General features: G+C 45.0%; 22 protein-coding genes. 15 read left to right on the plus strand and 7 right to left on the minus strand.

Annotated features, from left to right (window positions below; all coding sequences use genetic code 11):
- Positions 1-230 precede the first annotated feature (230 nt).
- From JW878_02590 to JW878_02600, 3 genes are all read right to left on the minus strand, one after another.
- Positions 231-1,640, minus strand: a complete 1,410-nt coding sequence (locus JW878_02590; protein MBN1761956.1) for a hypothetical protein — start codon at positions 1,638-1,640, stop codon at positions 231-233.
- A gap of 133 nt (positions 1,641-1,773) precedes the next feature.
- The gene (locus JW878_02595; GenBank protein MBN1761957.1) at positions 1,774-2,115 is read right to left on the minus strand and encodes a hypothetical protein; all 342 of its coding nucleotides are present in this window, start codon (positions 2,113-2,115) and stop codon (positions 1,774-1,776) included.
- Between the two features lie 202 nt (positions 2,116-2,317).
- The gene (locus JW878_02600) at positions 2,318-2,668 is read right to left on the minus strand and encodes a hypothetical protein (GenBank protein MBN1761958.1); all 351 of its coding nucleotides are present in this window, start codon (positions 2,666-2,668) and stop codon (positions 2,318-2,320) included.
- A gap of 887 nt (positions 2,669-3,555) precedes the next feature.
- On the opposite strand from JW878_02600, the gene JW878_02605 reads away from it, so the two are divergent.
- The 13 genes from JW878_02605 to JW878_02665 all read left to right on the plus strand — a co-directional run bounded on the left by JW878_02605 (position 3,556) and on the right by JW878_02665 (position 14,987).
- Positions 3,556-4,530: a hypothetical protein gene (locus JW878_02605; GenBank protein MBN1761959.1), complete on the plus strand. Its 975-nt coding sequence runs from the start codon at positions 3,556-3,558 to the stop codon at positions 4,528-4,530.
- Positions 4,531-4,549: 19 nt separating this feature from the next.
- Positions 4,550-5,134: a flagellin gene (locus tag JW878_02610; GenBank protein MBN1761960.1), complete on the plus strand. Its 585-nt coding sequence runs from the start codon at positions 4,550-4,552 to the stop codon at positions 5,132-5,134.
- Between the two features lie 99 nt (positions 5,135-5,233).
- The gene (locus tag JW878_02615) at positions 5,234-6,283 is read left to right on the plus strand and encodes a hypothetical protein (protein ID MBN1761961.1); all 1,050 of its coding nucleotides are present in this window, start codon (positions 5,234-5,236) and stop codon (positions 6,281-6,283) included.
- Positions 6,284-6,760, plus strand: a complete 477-nt coding sequence (locus JW878_02620; protein MBN1761962.1) for a hypothetical protein — start codon at positions 6,284-6,286, stop codon at positions 6,758-6,760.
- A gap of 30 nt (positions 6,761-6,790) precedes the next feature.
- A complete protein-coding gene (locus JW878_02625; protein ID MBN1761963.1) occupies positions 6,791-7,354 on the plus strand; it encodes a hypothetical protein in 564 nt (187 codons plus the stop codon).
- Between the two features lie 292 nt (positions 7,355-7,646).
- Positions 7,647-8,393, plus strand: coding sequence for a flagellar accessory protein FlaH (locus JW878_02630; protein ID MBN1761964.1), 747 nt, complete (start codon positions 7,647-7,649; stop codon positions 8,391-8,393).
- Positions 8,394-8,406: 13 nt separating this feature from the next.
- Entirely contained in the window at positions 8,407-10,203 is a 1,797-nt protein-coding gene (locus JW878_02635; protein MBN1761965.1) for a type II/IV secretion system ATPase subunit, read from the plus strand.
- A 3-nt stretch (positions 10,204-10,206) separates the two neighbouring features.
- The gene (gene flaJ / locus JW878_02640) at positions 10,207-11,730 is read left to right on the plus strand and encodes an archaellar assembly protein FlaJ (GenBank protein MBN1761966.1); all 1,524 of its coding nucleotides are present in this window, start codon (positions 10,207-10,209) and stop codon (positions 11,728-11,730) included.
- Positions 11,731-11,770: 40 nt separating this feature from the next.
- A complete protein-coding gene (locus JW878_02645; protein ID MBN1761967.1) occupies positions 11,771-12,181 on the plus strand; it encodes a hypothetical protein in 411 nt (136 codons plus the stop codon).
- A gap of 96 nt (positions 12,182-12,277) precedes the next feature.
- Complete coding sequence (locus tag JW878_02650; protein MBN1761968.1) at positions 12,278-12,484, plus strand: hypothetical protein; 207 nt, start codon at positions 12,278-12,280, stop codon at positions 12,482-12,484.
- Between the two features lie 183 nt (positions 12,485-12,667).
- The gene (locus JW878_02655) at positions 12,668-13,024 is read left to right on the plus strand and encodes a hypothetical protein (protein ID MBN1761969.1); all 357 of its coding nucleotides are present in this window, start codon (positions 12,668-12,670) and stop codon (positions 13,022-13,024) included.
- A gap of 15 nt (positions 13,025-13,039) precedes the next feature.
- Positions 13,040-13,312, plus strand: a complete 273-nt coding sequence (locus JW878_02660; GenBank protein ID MBN1761970.1) for a hypothetical protein — start codon at positions 13,040-13,042, stop codon at positions 13,310-13,312.
- Positions 13,313-13,427: 115 nt separating this feature from the next.
- Positions 13,428-14,987: a hypothetical protein gene (locus JW878_02665; GenBank protein ID MBN1761971.1), complete on the plus strand. Its 1,560-nt coding sequence runs from the start codon at positions 13,428-13,430 to the stop codon at positions 14,985-14,987.
- Between the two features lie 314 nt (positions 14,988-15,301).
- Here the strand turns inward: JW878_02665 and JW878_02670 are convergent, their stop codons facing one another.
- Complete coding sequence (locus tag JW878_02670) at positions 15,302-15,904, minus strand: rubrerythrin family protein (GenBank protein ID MBN1761972.1); 603 nt, start codon at positions 15,902-15,904, stop codon at positions 15,302-15,304.
- Positions 15,905-16,103: 199 nt separating this feature from the next.
- Positions 16,104-16,568: a nucleoside-diphosphate kinase gene (ndk, locus tag JW878_02675; GenBank protein MBN1761973.1), complete on the minus strand. Its 465-nt coding sequence runs from the start codon at positions 16,566-16,568 to the stop codon at positions 16,104-16,106.
- 301 nt (positions 16,569-16,869) lie between these two features.
- Here ndk and JW878_02680 point away from each other — a divergent pair, with 301 nt between their 5' ends.
- Positions 16,870-17,259, plus strand: coding sequence for a RidA family protein (locus tag JW878_02680; protein MBN1761974.1), 390 nt, complete (start codon positions 16,870-16,872; stop codon positions 17,257-17,259).
- A 74-nt stretch (positions 17,260-17,333) separates the two neighbouring features.
- Here JW878_02680 and JW878_02685 read toward each other — a convergent pair whose 3' ends face one another.
- The gene (locus JW878_02685; GenBank protein ID MBN1761975.1) at positions 17,334-17,603 is read right to left on the minus strand and encodes a hypothetical protein; all 270 of its coding nucleotides are present in this window, start codon (positions 17,601-17,603) and stop codon (positions 17,334-17,336) included.
- Positions 17,604-17,775: 172 nt separating this feature from the next.
- On the opposite strand from JW878_02685, the gene JW878_02690 reads away from it, so the two are divergent.
- On the plus strand, positions 17,776-18,261 hold the full coding sequence (locus tag JW878_02690) for a hypothetical protein (GenBank protein MBN1761976.1): 486 nt from the start codon (positions 17,776-17,778) through the stop codon (positions 18,259-18,261).
- Positions 18,262-18,314: 53 nt separating this feature from the next.
- On the opposite strand, the gene JW878_02695 is transcribed toward JW878_02690, so the two are convergent.
- The gene (locus JW878_02695; protein MBN1761977.1) at positions 18,315-19,370 is read right to left on the minus strand and encodes a Fic family protein; all 1,056 of its coding nucleotides are present in this window, start codon (positions 19,368-19,370) and stop codon (positions 18,315-18,317) included.
- Between the last annotated feature and the right edge of the window lie 219 nt (positions 19,371-19,589).

Consider the following 19,589-nt stretch of genomic DNA (forward strand, 5'->3'; position numbering starts at 1 on the left):
CAGCAATCATGCCAATAGCTATCTGGTGAAACCCTTGGGCTTCGGTGAGTTCTCAGCGCTGATACGAGATTTGCGTTCTTATTGGCTTGCACAGAACAGACATCACTACACTCATGGGCAAGCGTAGAGTGCAAAAAGAATTCCGTATCTAACGTCCCACTTCTTTGAGCTTCACACTCATTTAACTGTTTTCAGAGCCTCTCGCTCATCTTCTGAAAGGTTGTGAGGGACTACATCAACGGAGTGAACTTGAGCTGATGATAACGGTTCTCTCCGTTTTCTTCGCCTACATCCGTATGTGGGGGTGCTGGAGAGATATTATTGATAGCAGTATAAGGCTTAACACCGTAAAGGTTGAGCGTGCCGTTGATGGAGATAAAGCGGAGATGAATATCCGCCATTTCACATATCTCGTTCTTTAATTTCGCGGAAGGTTTCAAAACGCCTACTAAAACATCATTTGTTGTTCGTATCCATGAAACTATCTCGGAAAGCGTTCCCCTTATATCCTCCTCCGAGTAGATATTCAGCCTTGTTAAGCCCAGGACATATAATACTGGCTTTTTTAGCTCCTTATAAACCTCAAAATGCTTGTCTAAATGTTCTCTTATGGATTCTATATCGACATCAACATGGAAGAAACAGGGCGCTTCTTCACTTTCCTCTAGAGAAATAGTGGGCATCCGCAAGTTTTTATTGAGCACTTCGTCGCTAACGTAATCCGAAAGAAGCTTCTTCACCGAAGAAGAATAAAAACCATCCTCGGGCATGTAAATAACGCCACAGTCATTCCCCAGGAAATTAGCAAGTGTGTGGAATAAAACAGGTCTATAATCCCAACTTATACTATCCTCGCCTATTTCTAATAAGATAAAGCTACCCCGGGGATAGCCTCCAATTAACCTATCTAAATCCACTATCCCGGTAGAATAGCTACCATCAGGCAGGTCTCCCTTTCCATTCTCGATTACTTTATGCCTGCCACTGCCTAAATCGGAAGCGGCGGTGACAAAATGAGTAAACTTCCCCCCTTCCAGGGTGAAGGGATAGTTACTACGGGGAACTTGCACACCCCGCATTTTATCGATGTAGACCCTCCTTACAATTCTGTCGTCTATCTGCCCCTTCTCTATTCTTAAAATACAATCAACAAGGTAATCCAATTTCTTCTCGTCGGCATATTCCGTTATCAAGATTAAATGCGTTTTCGTTTTCCGTGCAATATCAAGCATGGAAGTTTCGAGTCTCTCCACGCTCTCTTTTCCTATCTGAAAGGAAACGGCATCCCAGCTATCCACTATCTGAACGGTAACGTCTTCTTCTGCAACAACACTGTAGACCGCACGTAAGAAACTGGGCAGATCGTCGTAGAGCACCTGAGTTCCCGCTTCAGAGAATTCCGATTGCGTGGCGTCAATAACATTCTTATACGGGACGCGCTCTTCCAGTCCCGGGAACTGTTTGTAAAGTGCAGAAGGGTCAATTCGCGTGGAGATATAAACGCCTTTCGCATTCGCATCTTCCTGACACAACCGCTCAAGAAGCGTCATCGCATAGGTTGTCTTTCCCGTGCCGGGAGCACCTTTAATCAAGATAGTATAACCTTCCATTGCCCTAAGCGCGCTTTCTACCTCCTGCATCTCTATTTTACCTCTCTACCTTTGCTTTCGTTTAACTTCGTCGTATATAAATATTGGGAATAGTTGAAAATTTCTTTAGATAGTTACTATTCTCGTATGCCATCACTGACGAGGATCGGTAAACCATACACATTCATAGCCCTCCGGTTCTTGAAGGCACCCCCGCTCTTTTCGCTATTATCTCTTCTATACTCCTCTTTTCTTTCACACTTCGCACGGTATTGATAAAATTGAAAAGTATCTCGGTATAAGGGCTCTTCTCATTTATTTTTATCACACGCGATTTCCCGATATTCAACTCGGTCAATATGCCTGCGTTCACGAGATCCACGATGGCTTTCCTAACCGTGACATGACTCTTATCGAGTTTTTTTGCAAGTTTAGAGATATTAGCGAAGTACCCCGGGTTGCCGTAGAACAAGAGTATAATCTCAAGATGCGTGCTACTTCCAAACATTTTCTCCAATGTTTCCATGGTGCTCGTTTACTCCTTTTATAACGACGAGAGCGAACCGTTTTCACGACATTCGCGGTTCTTTCACCTCACTAGTATAGTATATCTATTAATTATAGTACTCGTTACTTAAAAATAGTTTCGGACATCTGTCGAAAAAATTCAAGTTACTGAGAAGAAAGTTTTATTCTTGCTTTTTAGTTCTCACCGTGCATTATCGCCATCAGGCGATAAATCTCTCTGTTCGGGAACCCGCTCTCTCGGTTCTCATATTTATTATCTCCCCCAGGCTCTTATTTTCTTTTATACTGCGCATAGAATCAATGAAATTAAAAAGCGCCTCCTTATACGGGCTGCGATCGTCTATCTTTATCACTCGGGATTTTCCGATATTCAATTCGCTTAATATCCCTGCGTCTATAAGGTCTGAGATGACTTTTCGAACGGTAACGTGGCTCTTATCCAGCGTCTTTGCAAGCCCGGTAATGTTATTGAAGTAGCCCCCGTTGTTGTAGAAGAGGAGTATCACCCTGACATGAGTGCTGCTTCCGAATATTTTCTCTACGTTTTGCATCGTTGCTTTTAGGTTTCCAACATGACCTATATATGTCTTTTGGGGTTGCTAATAAAACTAGTGGATGTTTTTATATATTCTTAAGATGTTTGTAATAAAATTTTAGATATTTTACCGTTGTCGTGGGTGATACTGTCACCTTTGTATCAATAAATGGTGAATTAAATGGGAACTACGTGGTTGGAATGGGGGAGAACATGGAGCCCTTGACAAGGGGTAACTATCAAGGAAATAATCGGCGGGCTGACGAGGGGGGGTTGGGTCTATGGCTCAGCGAACCGTGGTTCTTAATGCATTAGCGAGTTAGAGCCAACCCGGTTCATTATCGCCCTTTCAACCTTCTCTTCCATCCCCCGCTCCCCTGGATAAAAGGTGTTTCCAATTTCTCACTACCCCCTACTTCCTCTTCATCCTCCTCCTCTTTTCTATAATTATGTCATGCTCTTTTTGGATACTTCTTACAATCCTCCCCTTCTCAGCGTAGTTCTTACCCTTGCGCGCGGGGGGATAAATTAAAGATTCCACTTATTAGGTCCCTTTCGCTCGCCTGCAACTCTACACCTTCTCCTGCCAGCGATCTTATTCGTCGTTATTAACCCCCTGCGTACTTTTTCTGCCTTCAGATCCATGGTAATAACCACATTGAGAACTAATAGGGGGGTAACCGTATGCCGTCCATCTTCTCCCCTTCCCCCGGTCCCATCGCAATTTCATTTATATGTACGTTTTTTTAAAAATTGTTACAAATAATTGAACTTTTTATTAGAAACATTGTAAACTAATGTTAGTGTTCTCGAAAGCCAGTTTATTAAAATTGTCACTATACATATAGTAACGCCGAATGAAATCAGGCGAAGTGAAAAAAATAGGAGGTGACAAAAGAAAAAGTGAAACAACAAAGAAGAACGCTGAGGAAAGACAAAAAAGGATTCACTGGTCTGGAAGCTGCAATTGTGCTGACTGCGTTTGTCGTAGTTGCCGCGGTTTTCAGTTATGTCGTGCTGAACGCTGGTTTCTTCACCTCGGAGAAGAGCAAGGAGGTTGTGCATACCGGTGTTGAACAGGTAACGACTTCATGCGAACTCGCGGGTAATGTTATCGGGCACGGATGGGAGTACAATGCTTCGCAATCGTCGGGAAACATCACAATGGCAACTTATGATGCGGACGGTGAGCATTACAGAGATAAAACAGGCCTTTGCACTGGTGCTGATGTATCAGCTTTAATAGCAGAAATTGATGGTACAGCCAACAATTACACCATTTCTGTTACGACTGATGCGACCACTAATGCAACCAAGACTTTCACGTTGGATGGCGCTGACGACTCCGCCGTTGTTACGACGAATCTCGCAGGTTTGACCCGCATAACCGGTATAACCAGAACCTCAGGTACGACTAGTGACGGGGCTACGATCACCATAAAAGCCACCTGTAACGGTACCTATTACTGGGACCAGAATGGATACGATAACTTCTATGACTCAACCAATATGTCCTCGCTCACACTATACCTGACACTGACTGCAGGACAGAGTCCCATAGATATGGACATGCTTACCATTTCATACTCCGATCAAGATACCTACGTCGGGCAGTTACCGTATTCTGAAGAGACTAACGCATCAATGGGCAATATGCCAATGGGCGCCTGGACCTATACCACTCAGGACACTCCGGGAGCGGTGGATAACAATATGTTAGAGCCACGCGAGCAGGTCTGTGTTCTCATTACACTTCCTGACTACGGTGTAACGGTAAATAAACAATTCACCGTTGAGCTGAAGCCATCAGTCGGAGCCACAGTGAAGATAAGCAGGATTACGCCAGGGCAGGTAGACAAGACAATGGTTTTGTACTAGAGAGAAGATGAAAAGAAAAATGAAAGCAACAAAAAGGGATTCTATAAGGAAAGATAAGCGTGCGTTTACCGGACTGGAAGCAGCGATCGTGTTAACGGCCTTCGTTGTCGTGGCAGCGGTGTTTTCATACGTTGTGCTGAACGCTGGTTTCTTCACTACGCAAGAAGCTAAGTCTACCGTTCATACTGGCATTACGCAGGCTACTTCCTCCGTCGAACTCGCAGGTGATGTGGTCGGACGTGGAAACGTGGGTAACACCAAGCTGGACTCTGTAGAGTATGCTGTGCGGCTTACTGCGGGACAAAATCCTGTGAACCTCAATGATACAATCATATCGTATACCACTGCCAGCCTGCACACAGTGATGACTAAGGATAATAGTGGTGCAATGCCGAGTACTGTTGATCAGTGGTCATTTGCATTCATTCAAGCAGACGGTGACAATCTTCTGGAGCGAAACGAAAAGGCAGTAATCTACTGTAATATAGCAGATCAGAGCACAAACACCGTCTTTTCGATTGAGATCAAACCACCAGAAGGCGCGACACTTGAGGTATCGAGAACAGTCCCGGCAGCGATCTACGATGTGATGAACCTGAACTAAATCGGAAAAATAGAGAGGGTTTTTGTTTTTTTGCCCTCCTCCCTTATTTTTTTATTCTTTTGAATGCGAGCACGAATGAATGAGCTGTAGGAGTGGAAGATGGAACTAATAGATCGCATAAGCGGCCTGGAAGGAGAAATGAATACGGTGAAGGGGGAGATAAAAAAAGTACTCATTGACTTACGTGAGGCTATGAGCGCAACTGAAAACCCGTTCACGCACATTGAGCAGTTACAGCACGTGGGAGGGACCAGTAACATAGACGAAGAGCGGATAAAGAGTTTAGAGAATGTTATAGAGGAATTAAGAACTTTGCATGGCGATGCTACCGTAGATGAAGATAGGATAAAGAGTTTAGAGGATGCTATCGAGGAATTAAGAACTTTGCATGGCGATGCTACCGTAGATGAAGATAGGATAAAGAGTTTAGAGGACGCTATCGAGGGTATAAAAGCCTTGCATGGCGATACTACCGTAGATGAAGATAGGATAAAGAGTTTAGAGGATGCTATCGAGGGTATGAAAGCCTTGCATGGCGATGCTACCGTAGATGAAGATAGGATAAAAAATTTGGAGGATGCTATGGGAGAATTAAAGGTAATAGGAGTTGGCAATAGAATGGACGATGAGATGCTTAAAAGATTGAGTGAGAGCATGCAGGAATTGAACGAGCAGGGTAGTCTTGGAACAGAGCGGTTGAAAAATTTGGAAGCTGCAATAGGGATGTTGGATGGAACAATGGCACAATCGCCGTCAGAAAAGCAGCCATTTCGCAATCTGGCGGCATCAGAACCCGAGTTGAATAAACTAGGAATTCGATTTGGAACTGAAGTTGAAAGAGAAACTGGCGGAAACGCGATGGTTGACCCACTTACCCTTGCACAACTCATGCACTGGGCGGACAATGCACTCAATCTCATTGGACTGGAGAAGTTGAATCAGGTCATCGATTTATATGAACTGACCGGGCGGCTGTCGAAAGGGATGAAGGATACCATTGCAAAGATCACTGAACTCCCGGCGGCATATCTGGATCCAGGAAAAGAGCAAGTAGAGACGAAGTATTGCATCCTTGCACTTTTTGAATTGGACCGGATTCTTACAGGTGAGAATCAAGAGCTGTTCACACTTTTACGGGAACTGTGCTGAATGTCCGAAGCTGCGCTGACCACTGCGATAATAACCATTGCGTGTGTGGTATGTGCAAGTATGCTTGCCAGCGCAGTTATTCCCGCTTTGAATCGCGCGACATCCTCTGTGGTCTCAAGCAGTGCACAACTCGGCGAACGAATTGAAACCTCCATAGATATAATCGAGGAGGCAAACGATACGACACACGAGTATATCTGGGTAAAAAACACCGGGGCTTCAGAAATAGCACAGATAGAAAGCAGTGATATCTTCTTTGGTGAGATGGGCGAGTTTCAAAGGATACCGTACAATTCATCCCGTTCCGTTACTCCAAGTTGGAATTATTCGATTGAGAATGACGACGGTGATGGGAGATGGGACATTGGTGAAACCATAAATGTAACGATAGCCATGTCGGAAATCACAGCCGGCGACTATTACGTGAAAATGGTACTCTTCAACGGAATATCTACTGAAGACAAGTTCTCAATATGAGTCCTACAAATCTGGAACTTAACGATAAAAATGGGATTCGGAACTATATTTGCTACAACAGTTATGGTAGTAATTCTAGGTATATCTACTTATCTGTTCATAACCGGTGCCGTATTTAGCATGGACACGTGGTCTAACTCTCTAAAGGAAATAAATAAGATAAATGATGCAAGATTAAAGACTGGAATAGAGATAGATGATTTGTCCGTGAAATCCTCAGAACTTTATACTAGAAGCGATATAAACGTTTCCATAACTAACACTGGTTCAACGAAAATAGTAAATCATGATTTTAGTCATATAGATGTATTTGTCTATTATTATAATTGCGCAGGGGCTGAGAATATAACCATTCATCGATGGATACCGTACAATAGCAGCCTGGCATTTTCATCGGATTATGAAGCCCTGGGAGATAACGAATGGACAGTTGTGCGGATTACACCGGATTCGATAAATCCAAGAGTTTTTGACCCCGATGAGCAGCTGGGAATCGTGATACGCGTTTGCCCAGCCATAGATAATTCCAGTGCGATGCAGAACAGGACAAAAATAGTTATGCCCAATGGTGTAGCCGATGCAGAATATTTTTGATAGACACATTGAGCCATCTACAAAATCCATAATACGCTTAATCGGTACTCTCCAGAGAATGCATAACAAAAATTATTACGCTTAAGTTGTCACAATATACTTTTAACGATTAAATTATGTTATGACTATTTGTATGCCATCGTTACTGCACAAGCATACACGGATTTCAGATGTTTTGTAAATTTATATCGATATTTGTTTAGAAACTTGCAACTATGTATCAAAAAAAAATAGAACAGCAATAGCTTTTTATCGGGTTTTCTACCATTATAATTAGCAGAGATTGAAAAAGATGACTGAAGAAAAAAAAGATGATGATGAAATAAAAATCGTTTCTGCGTGCGATTCCAAAGAGATAGTCACCTCGGGAAATGCAGAGGTAGATAAAAAGATGGGTGGAGGAATCCCTGCAGGAACTCTCACGCTTATCGAAGGGGCCAATGATACGGGAAAGAGTGTTTTAACACAGCAATTAATGTGGGGCGGGCTGCAGCAAGGCTTTACATTCGCCACCTACACCACGGAAAATACCGTAAAAAGCTTGTTGAAACAAATGGAGAGTTTAGCCCTTGACGTGTCCGATTATTTCGTGCTCGGAAACCTAAAAGTTTATCCCGTTCATGTAGAGGGCATAGAATGGGCGGGCAATATCCCGCTTCTCGAGTACATTGCTGCAGACATCAAGGGCAAGTCCAATGAAGTAATACTCGTCGATTCGCTTACTGTTTTTGTCTCTGACTCTTCAGAGAACGATGTCATCAATTTCTTCGCCGCCTGTAAGAATATATGTGATACCGGCAAGACTATTTTTGTAACTGCTCACACGTATGCGTTCCACGAGGAAATGCTCACCCGTGTACGGTCAATATGCGATGCACATCTCTCGTTGCGAAAGGAAGAGGTGGGAGAGCGACTCGTAAAAACCCTTGAAGTTGCTAAGATACGAGGAGCCCAGAAGATGACGGGGAATGTCATCGCATTTGAAATCGAACCTAATTTTGGCATGCGGATAATTCCCATCTCGAAAGCCAAAGCCTAAATAGAGACCGAAAATGCCTAACACAGTGCTTCCTTTTGAACACAATCGTACTGAAAGCCACGAACATGAGGGCCAAGATGGACTGCGTCAGTGTGGACTCTATCAGATATTACCAAAGGAAGGTAAGGAAATCGTTGAAGAAAGCACGCATGTCTTAGAATATCTTCATATGCTTCCGTTAGATTCTATCGGGACGCCGAACTTTTATAGCAAACTTTCTAGGAATCTGAAAGGAATAAAACATCCAAATTTGGTTTATCCGCTCAATGAAGAGGTAGCAGTTCACATATGCCCTGATAAAGGGGATGCACGGAACTATTACATCCCCATCGAGCCAACCCTTTTTAAGAACTTAAATGTTCTGATTGAGGACGTGGAGAAAAAAATAGCGGTACTAGTAGATAGATATGATACACCAAAAGATCGCGAACAAAAGAAGTCCATTCTCGAGAAGTGCATAGATGAGGTGTGCGAAATAAAAACGGATACAAACGGCGGAAATAAGAACAAAGGGAATCAGAATTTGCAGAATATTATAGGCAAGTTCATGCTAAAATTCAGGAATGGTAGTGGTAATGGTAATGACAATGACAATGACGGCAAACTGTCTGTAACTCCGTTCGAACTTAAAGGGATAAAATACCTCATGGTGCGAGATAAAGTAGGACTGGGCGTTTTAGAACCGCTCATTCAGGATCCTTACATTGAAGATATTTCATGCTCAGGATTAGGAAACATATTCATCGAACATAAGATATTTGATTCATTGAAATCACCGATCGAGTTTGAAAGTGCAGAAGATTTAGATTTGTTTGTTGTAAAACTGTCCGAGAAAATAGGGAAGCCCATATCATTCCGGACACCGATCATGGATGCTGTATTACCTGACGGATCACGAATAAACATCGTGTTTGGAGAGGATATCTCAAAGAAGGGGTCGAATTTTACCATAAGGAAATTCAGTGAGACTCCGCTCAGTGTTCTCGAACTGATTGAATTTAATACGTTTGATTACTTAATGGCCGCGTATTTTTGGATATGCCTTCGAGACGGAATGAACATGTTCATTTCGGGTGAGACCGCTTCGGGTAAGACGACAACCATGAACGCTCTCACTACGTTTATCCCTCCTAACTCAAAAATCGTTTCAATCGAAGATACCGCAGAGCTTCAAGTACCACATAAGAACTGGACAAGAGAGATTACACGATCAGGGAAAGAAGAAGGGGGATCGGGAGTGGGAATGTTTGACCTCCTCAAGGCTGCTCTGAGGCAAAGACCAAACGAGATAATAGTGGGCGAGATAAGAGGTGTAGAAGGGAATATCGTATTTCAGGGAATGCAGACGGGACATCCCGCTATGTCCACCTTTCATGCTGCATCCGTGATAAAGCTCATCCAGCGATTGACGGGCGACCCCATCAACGTCCCCCGGACCTACGTTGACAATCTGAATGTCGTTATTATCCAACAAGCGGTACGAGGAAAAGATGGCAAAATGCTGAGGCGCGTGACAAGCGTGAGTGAAATAGTAGGATATGATGCCTCTACAGAATCATTCTCGTTCATTGAAGTTTTCAAATGGAATCCGGTAACAGATACCTTTGACTTTCCCGGTAACATGAATTCGTATCTGTTGGAAGAGAAGATAGCGGCGAAGAAAGGTATTCCGCAAAATAAGAAACGGCAAATCTACAAGGAGCTGGAGAATAAAGCGAACATGTTGAAGAAAATTAATAAATCAGGAGTTACGAACTTTTACGATTTCTTTTCCCTATTATCCAAGATGGAAACCGAGGGGGTGGTGTAAACGATGCGGAAAGGGGGTACGAAGAAGCTGAATCTAGCTATTGGAACTAAAATAGCAGAGGACAGGGGGATGATGCTTGACCTTCTTAACATACTCACCTACATGTCATCCATTGCGACTGCGAATATAACGAGGGACAAACTCTTCAAGCTTGCGGGTCAGCAAGAAGGACTTTCCGCGAAATATTTTAAAAGGATCCATTTGTTAGCCAAGAACTATGGCTACAATTATGCAGCGGCATGCAAAATTGTTTCAGCCGAGGTATCTCATCAAGCCCTTAAAGATTTCCTTATACGATTCGCAAATGCACTATCCACAGGAGAAGAGGAGGCGATTTTTTTACGAGGCGAGGTAGAACGAATGATAGAGCTTTACACCAATAAATACCTGAGCGATGTGGAGCTGATGAAAAAATGGACGGATGGCTACTCGGCATTGCTCGTCTCGGTGGTGTTGATTATCGCCGTTTTCCTTATCGGCAACATGATCTTCAACATGGGGGATACCGTGTTTATGTCGTGTTTGTCCGCGTATTTATTCTGCTTTGTCTCCTTCATGGGCGCGTATATTATTTACCGGGTATGCCCGTACGAGAAGATCGTACATTCGCTGAAAGTGAAATCACGGGAGCAAGAACTAGCACGGAGAATGTGCATTGTTATTTTCCCCATCCTCGGTATCACTTCCCTTATTTTAGTCGCGATTGATGCTGAACCGTGGCTCATATTCGCACTCGTATCTGTGTTACTTGCACCGATCGGTGTTATGGGGATGATAGACGCAAAGAAGATAGATACGTTGGATAGGGACATCTCAACGTTTTTGCAGAGTCTCGGCTCTGCTGCGGGAATTACAGGGTCAACGCTCACGGTGGCAATAAATCAACTCGATAAAAAATCGGTTGGCACATTGGAAGGATACTTAGAAAAACTGCACAAACGATTGATCAATCAGATAAAACCGGCTACGTGCTGGTACCATTTCAGAGGGGAAACCGGCTCTGAATTGATAAACCATTCGACAACCGTATTTCTCGATGCGATAGAACTCGGCGGGGATGCAACAAAGATCGGCGCGGTAGTTGCTCATTCTTCATTAGGGATATCTTTACTGCGAGCAAAAAGGAAACTTATTTCGAACGGGTTCGTGAGTCTTGTGGTGCCTTTGCACGCTACGATGAGCGGTGTTCTCCTGTTCATCTACGAGATAATCTATTCATTCAATATCGCCATGGCACAGATGATGGCGGAACGTACGGATGAAATTAGCGGCGCTTCAGGCAGTATGCCCGTAGGCATGGGGCTCTTCAATATTAGCGCATCTACAGATCTCGCTTTTCTCGCAAAATACGTGACCATCATTATCTTCATATCCACGGTTGCCAATGCACTCGCATCGAAATTCGCAGCCGGAGGGAGCAACTACAAGCTCTGCTTCTACTTGTCCCTGCTTTTTCTCACTTCCGCCATTATTTTGTTCGTCATGCCAATTGTAGGTGACAAACTCTTCATGTTACAAACAGAATAGGAGAACAGGAAAAAGATGAGGTAAATGGGGGATCCACAAGATGGCGTTTTTAAAACGAATGAATTTTGGGAGAAAAGGGAGGGAGAACAGTTCACTTACACCAGAACCAGGGCAAGACGCAGGTGACGAGAGGGTTATGGAAGAGACTGAGGATGTGGGAATATTTGATGATCTCGATGCGGAAAAAGTGTTGGTTGAGGAGTGGTGGTTGCAGAGAGGTGTGGAAGAGGCAGTAGAAGAGATTCCTGTAGATGGCGAAGGGGCTACGATAGAAGGGGAGAAAAGCGACGAAGACGAGTTGATATACGGTTTAAAAGGAGCGGCTAATGTGGAAGACGACGACGATGATTTGGTACTGAAAAAAGCGCTAGAAGAGCTTGGAGACGTTAACTCTGATGAGTTATTGGAGTTGGGACGAACTGCTTTGAGTGAGATGGGGGCTGGAGGATAGATGCAAGAATTCGGAGGGGCTACATCCCATCAACTTGTCAGTACTAACGGACTTTACAGTAGTATCATCGGTATCTTATTAGGAGATACAAGAGGAATGGTAAAAGACGTTTTCTCTTTTGCACTCGTAACAGCGGGTGTATTATCGTGGATTATTGGATTCTGGGGTATTCACATCGTCGCGACGATGATTCGGTATGTCAGCGAATCCACGATCGTATTCTGGAACGTTATTCTGTTCGCTGCGCTCATAGCTGCGGGCAGTCTCGCAATAGGCTATGTAATCGGAAAAAAATACGCGTAATCTGTTTTGACAAGTAAAATTACAAATGTCGTAATTTCATTTACGGATATTTCCGTTTTTTTCGATTATTAGCTTGAGTTATCCTGGACAACAGCTTATAGCCGCTTAAAGGATTAATAGAAGGCTATTATCGCTTTAAAAAAGCGAAAAGCTTATATAAGGCGTTTTTCAATCTATTTAGTAATGAACACTAGCGTAGATAGCTGGAGCGGGGGTGAGTACCAGCATAAAATGTTTGTATTTTCCATCCCGTACTTCATTCTCAACTTGCTCGATCTGATCACGACTCGAATAGCGTTGGCAACCAGTGCGAATCTCCGTGAGCTGAATCCACTTTATTATAATCCGTATCTCGTACCTTTAAAGATTTTCGCACCGATTATCCTCATCGTCTTTTATCTCACGTTATACCACTTCAATAGGTCCGAGCGGGGGAGGAGAACAGTAGAAAAGTCCGCATGCTATTGTATCATGGCAATGACCGTATTATACGCGATTATTTGTACCAATAACTTGTGTCACTACGTATTTGTGGTCTAGGCTAGGAGAAGAAGAATGGAAGATGAGAAGAAGAAAATCTGGGCATGGCTCATGCCTAGTGGGAAGATATATAAGGTAGTGTCAAATCCCGCAGGTGGAACAATAAGGATCTATAATCAAAACGGGACGCTGGTAAAGGAATATGAAGCGCTGAGCGAAGCCGCGGTGAACGTAATAGAACAGAATTTTCTTGAAACAGTGGCAACGGTGGTGCACGGGAAAGAACCAGATGCCGATACCAAAACGAAAGATGCCATAGCGGATGAGCTATCGTACTATATACGATAATAAAGTTATTTTTAGTACCTTTAACATTTTTTTAAAAGGGATGGATAGCTACTTATAGCGTACTTGCGAACTTAATTTACATTGTATGCAAGGCGCGAAACAATTAACCATCCTAATGGTAGTGCTCGTTGGAATACTGATGAGCATAGCGTCTGTTTCGGGGCAGCACCCACTGAGGGCGGACACCGATGGGGATGGGATGCCCGATGGCTGGGAAGTTGAACACGGCTTGAATCCAAATAATGCGGGCGATGCAAGCCTTGATTATAATGATAACGGGCTGTCGAATTTCCAGGAATATAAGGAGGATTACGACCCCTGGGATAGGGACACCGATGAAGACGGCCTATCGAATTATGCGGAAACTACCGGTTTATTTGGATTTTTTACCGACCCTCTAGCCGAGGACACGGATGATGATGGTCTGGATGATTTGGAGGAGATCTGCATAAATATCAATACCGGTAATGAGACCCATATGTGGGAATTATACCCAAATGATGCTGATAGAGCTGCGGTAAAGGATAAAATCGCGAGTATTCGTGAGAAATATCACTACAAACTCAATCCAACCAATTCAGATACCGATTACGATGGGCTCAATGACGGCGCTGAGATCTCAAATGAAGCTAACCCCACGTCTGTGGATTCGGACGGCGACGGTCTCCGCGATGGTGATGAAGTTTATGTGTATCAAACAGACCCTGCGTTGCGGGATACGGATGGAGATGGTTTAACAGACGCGGAGGAAATATTCGGGTCATACGGATTTGTTACTGATCCAACCGAGGAGGACACGGACGGTGACGGGATATCGGACGGAGAAGAGTGCTTGAGTTTCGGTTTCGTACCCATCGCACCGAGCAGGTATGCAGTGAGCTATGAGGACTTCATCAGTGAAAATGGATACGTGAATGAATCCATTACGCTAAAGGCACGAGTGGATACAATAAAGTACGGAGTTGGCCAGACTAACTATACAATCTATTTAAAGTCGTTAGAATCTGATATGATCGGGGGGCGAAGGGGAGTTGCCATAGTAAAAAGCTCATGGCATTACGATTTAGAATACGGGATGATGCATGTGGATGATCGTTTTAAGTTATGTCTTTATGAGGGAGATACAATCGTTATCGTGGGCACCGCGAAGAGAACCGAGGGTAGCACTCGTGAGATCATGGTTGAGAGCGGTGGTAAACTGTATCTTGTATTAAGTCCCGAAGAGGCAAGAAAGCGGTGGTTGCCCTCGAATGAGTACGTCAAGATATTCTCCAAGCAAAAGGATACGACGCCCTTGCCATCTCCAACGCCAACACCAACGCTCACGCCTGAATCTTCCCCACCTTCGACTTCAACTTCTTCTTTGGGGGATGCAAACGAGACAACAGCTCCAACACCAGCGCCGACGCCATCTCCAACGCCAAATCCAGCACCAACACCAACTCCCGGGCCCATGGATAACCTCAAAAAAAGTGTGAGCGGTCTGCTGGGCTATGGGGCATTTGGACTTATAATCGTCGTTATTGCATTTTTCCTGTATACTAAAGTCGGTAGACAAGTCGGTAAACGCAGAAAAGATAAGAAGAAGCAGAAGGATACTGGCGGTAGCGATGATGCCCCTCTGCCGGAAATGCCTGCTATTCGGGAGACGGGAACGAAGAAAGAGTGGAGTTAGCATAACAGGGGACCCCAAAAGATAGCACGTGTATTCACCGTAATCAGAACACCTTCACTTACAGATTTTGCGCTATGAACCCGCTCGTTCCCGTCTTTAACAGTTCCCAAATCAGGATGCGGGGTATACGATTTTCCTCTAACTGCTGGGTTTGATTTGAATGCAGGCGCGAATTTGCAGAGTTGGCATCGAACCTCTTAGCTGCTGGCTGGTGATCTACGGAAGTAAAGCGCTGCGAGATACGGACGAAGGGCGCTCGATCCAATCAACTTAAATCACGTCACGTCAATCACACCAGGACCAATCAGGTCAGATCAATATTCCTCGCAGTAGAGTTCGAAGTAGGATTGTGGATGATCACACGACGGGCATTTTTCCGGTGCTTCTGCACCCACATGCACGTAGCCACACTTTCTGCAAACCCAGTAAACCGTTTTATCCTTCTTGAATGCCGTATCGCTTTCAATCGTGGCCAGTAACTTCTTGTACCGCTCCTCGTGATGCTTTTCTGCAGATGCAATCGCTCGTAACCGCCGAGCAATCTCCGAGAAACCCTCCTGCTCCGCGACATCCGCGAACTCGGGATACATCCGGGTAGATTCGTAATTCTCCCCTGCGATCGCGCCTTTCAGATTCTCAACAGTGCCACCCAGCGTGGTTGGCGCTTCGGCTTCTACCGTTATTGCAGCCTGGTTCTCAGTGCTCTTCTGCTTCAGCTCGTTGATCAGCCGAAATAGCCACTTTGCATGCTCTCGCTCGTTCTCTGCAGTGAGCAGGAAAAGCTCTGCGATCTGCTCAAAGCCTTCCTTCTGCGCGATCTTCGCATAAAAGGTGTAGCGGTTCCTTGCTTGACTCTCGCCAATAAAAGCAGCGGCCAAATTTTCAATGGTGTTTTTCATGGTTTTCACTGACGTCATTTATTTTCTTTCTTTTTATACCATAACGTTAACTGTTGTGTTCCGTGCGCGTCCCGAATGCACGAAACTAACTGTTTTGGAACCGGAACGGTTTAATCGATTGTTACCGTTGATTCTTCTATTAACTGATACGCTACGGCAGCCCCAGATAGCCAGCCCTCAGCCGCGCTTATTTCGTAAAAAATTTGACCTCGTTCAGCTATTTCGCTTCACCGTCCACGCGCGGCGTTGTCTCCTGTAACTTCGTACTCAAGTAAAAAGAAGGAAAATGAAGTTGGATTTCACGTTCCGCGGCCGTTTCTGAATCAGACGCTTCTATAATATTGCGTCGCAGGTCTATACCATAATCGCCGCGTATGGTGCCAGGAACGGCCTCTTTTGGGTCCGTTACACCAATTATTTTACGTGCTATGGTGATTGCATCTTCGCCTTCGAGTACGAACAATATCACTTCGCCCGAAGCCATGTAATCAACCAGCCCTTCAAAGAACTGCTGGTCTCGATGCTCCGCATAATGCTGCTCTATCAACTCTTTCGTTGGCTGGGTCAACTTCAAGGCGACGATTCGTAAACCTCGCTTCTCAAACCGATCGAGTATTTTACCCACCAATCCTCGCTCTATGCCGCCTGGCTTTATCATTACCACCGTTCGTTCTTTAGCCATTTTAACCCGGAACAATCACCTCCTTCGCAACACGGCTCTCGTATCCGTTTCGTTTTTTTAATCGTGCAGTCGTCCAGACAGCACATTGGTACGTGAGGTTTATTACTGAAGGATGTGTAATAAAAAATGTAGCTAAAATGTATTTCCCGTAGGAACACTATCTCTACGAATAATCTCCGTGAGCCAACGATACAATGGCCTGCCGCAAGGGTCGTGGAGGGAGAAAGCGAAAATGCTTTAGTGGGTGGGGTAGTAAAGTGGAGATAGGAACATGGAACATTCGAAGACGAAGAACGCTTTGGTGAAGAAGGTGATTGCAACAGGAGCAGCGCCCGGTGCGATCGGGCCGTACAGCCAGGGCATCCTCGTAGGAACGATGCTCTTCTGCTCGGGTCAGATTCCGCTTGATCCTGAGACTGGTGAGCTGGTGCGCGGCGGTATAGAAGCGCAGACGCGTCAGGTACTGGACAATCTCGGTGCCGTGCTCAAGGCGGCGGGAATGGATTATGGTGATGTGGTCAGTGTTACGGTCTTCCTGGACGATATGGAGGACTTCGCCCGGTTCAATCAGGTGTACGCGGAGTATTTCAAGATCGATGAGCAGCCGCCGGCACGCTGCGCGGTGGAAGTAAAAAGGCTGCCAAAGGACGCCTGTGTGGAGATCACGTTGATCGCGATGAAAACGCAGTGATAGGGATTAGCTCGATGACGTGCAGATACGAAAAGTCGCCTAGCTAAAGTCGCTATCACTCTCTCTCAAAGAACTCATTTCAATTTCCGCCGTTCCTGCAGTACGAGCATAATGATCCCACCATAGAATATAATACCCGCCGGCGTGTACACGCTCAAGGTTGTGTACAGGAGTATCTGGATTATTTTCAAGCAGCTGATGATACCGGCAAGTAGCGCACCCCAGTACTTCAATTCCCAGAGACCGTAACCCGCAACGATAAAACCTATTCCGGTGAGGAGCGCGAAGAGCGCTAACGGCGTAAAGTCATGATAATTGAACCGGAGTATGTTTACCGTGATCATCAGGCCGACCACAAATAATACCTGGCACGTCCAGAAGGTCTTCGGCTTACTCAGAGTTATATTCGTTCCTTACGTACTGAATATGAAACGTATAAAAGTTAGGTTTTGTCCATTCACAAACGGATGAAAGTGCAAGAATCTTTATTAGAGCAAGAAATAATTAAGTTTTAAAATGCAAAAATCAGTCGTTTTCACCGCTACAGTTCTTATGGTGCTCCTAGTTCTGGCCACTAATTTCTTTACAAATCAGACGGCCGCAGTCCGCGCTCTTTCTATCGGTGATGCAGGCACTAACGAAGGCGTTAACTATGATGCTGGAGCACCCGTGGATAGCAGCCCGGTTATAGAGCTGCCAGAAATTTGGACACGCGAGCCTGGCCGAGTGCCGGAGGTGAGGAAGAAGAATTACGCTTTCACAATTTGCATCCTGTATGCCACCTTCTTCTCTTCGTTATCGATTATATTTATGCTGGTACGGTTTAAATTTGTTGCGTTGGTGTGTATGGTACTAACTATTTTCTACGTGATGCTGTTCGTGTTAATCGGAATGGATCCCCAGGAATATATGGCATGGGCTCACACGGCGCATCTCTTTCGATACTGCACCGCGACATCGGGAGTGTTAAATCAGTCCAGTGATTTAGTAAATATAACCTGACCCCCCGGGCGGTTAAGGAGATGCTGCTTCCTGATTGTCTCCTGCTGTACCCGCTATCTGGGAATAATAAATCGTTTACTTCTCTCTGCACTCAGAATCGTGCTCAATTCTTCCGTTACCCGTTTATTGTCCGGAAAATCATCAATTTGACCAGCACAGATCTTTTCGATTATCTCCCCTGGGATTGAGCGATGCTGCGCTACGTAGAGTTCATACAGAAGATCAATGATTGACTTGTAATTCGCTTTATCACTTTCTTTCATGGCATCAAAGTACTTCTCCCGATGTTCAAACTCCAGATAGAGCCGTGGATACCCGTTTCTGCGGAGCACGAAATTGAGCAACGCGCGGCTGAGTCGTCCGTTGCCGTCTGTGAACGGATAAATCGTAACGAATTTCGTATGGAGCAGGACAGCGAGTTCGAGCGGATGCAGCTTGCTTTTATTCGCTCGATACCAGGTAATCAACTCGTGCATAAGCTGAGGGATCTCAAACGGCGGTGGTGGCACATACCCTGCCTTCTCGATGTACTCTTTGGTACGGCGGTATTCACCGGACGATTCGGCAAGGTTACGCATGATTATGGTATGCATCTTCTTGATCAGCCGCTCAGAGACCTCGCCGGTGTACGTCGCCAGAAACTGATCGAGCTCTTCCACGTTTACGAGCTCGTACACCTCGCGGAGCGATTTGCCGCCTGGCGTTAGGCGATGCTCAAGCAGTTCTTCTGCCTGGCGAGCGGTGATCGTATTGCCTTCAATCGCCGTTGTGCCCTGAGCGTAGTGCACAAACACCGTCGTTTCGTACCGTTGAAATAAGTCGGGATATAACTCCTCGAACAGCCGGTAACCATACCGCAACTGCTCTAACTTTAACGCCCGTTTTTGGTCAAGGAACGCGCAGCGGAGTTTTTTCAGTCGTGACTCGGTGTACGTTTTTAACTTACTTTTTTCAAATTCAGTTAGCTTCTCCCTGAATGCGTCCGGGGTGATTTTACTCAAGCTGCCAACGTAGAACGTCAGAGCAGTAGTTGAACCGTTAACCTTTACTTTATCTTGCAAATAGAGATATCGATGTCCCTTAATGATCTTGATCTCTAATTTCATCATGGTAACTTATGCGTCACATAGAGTTATAAATAGTGCGGAAACGGGGAAACTTCGGCGAGCGCCGTTACTTTGCTTAAGACCGCTCGAACAGCTTTTAGCGGTCGGTGGCTTTTCATATCAAGGAAAGTAAAGAGCCGTTCGAAGGCCAAAAGCTTCTTTGGTGGTGCCACTAAAGCAAGGAGAAGTTTCGCACACGCGCTGGGGTGTTGGGGCTTTACT

The sequence above is a fragment of the Methanomicrobia archaeon genome (genome assembly GCA_016930255.1).
GTDB lineage: Archaea > Halobacteriota > Syntropharchaeia > Alkanophagales > Methanospirareceae > JACGMN01.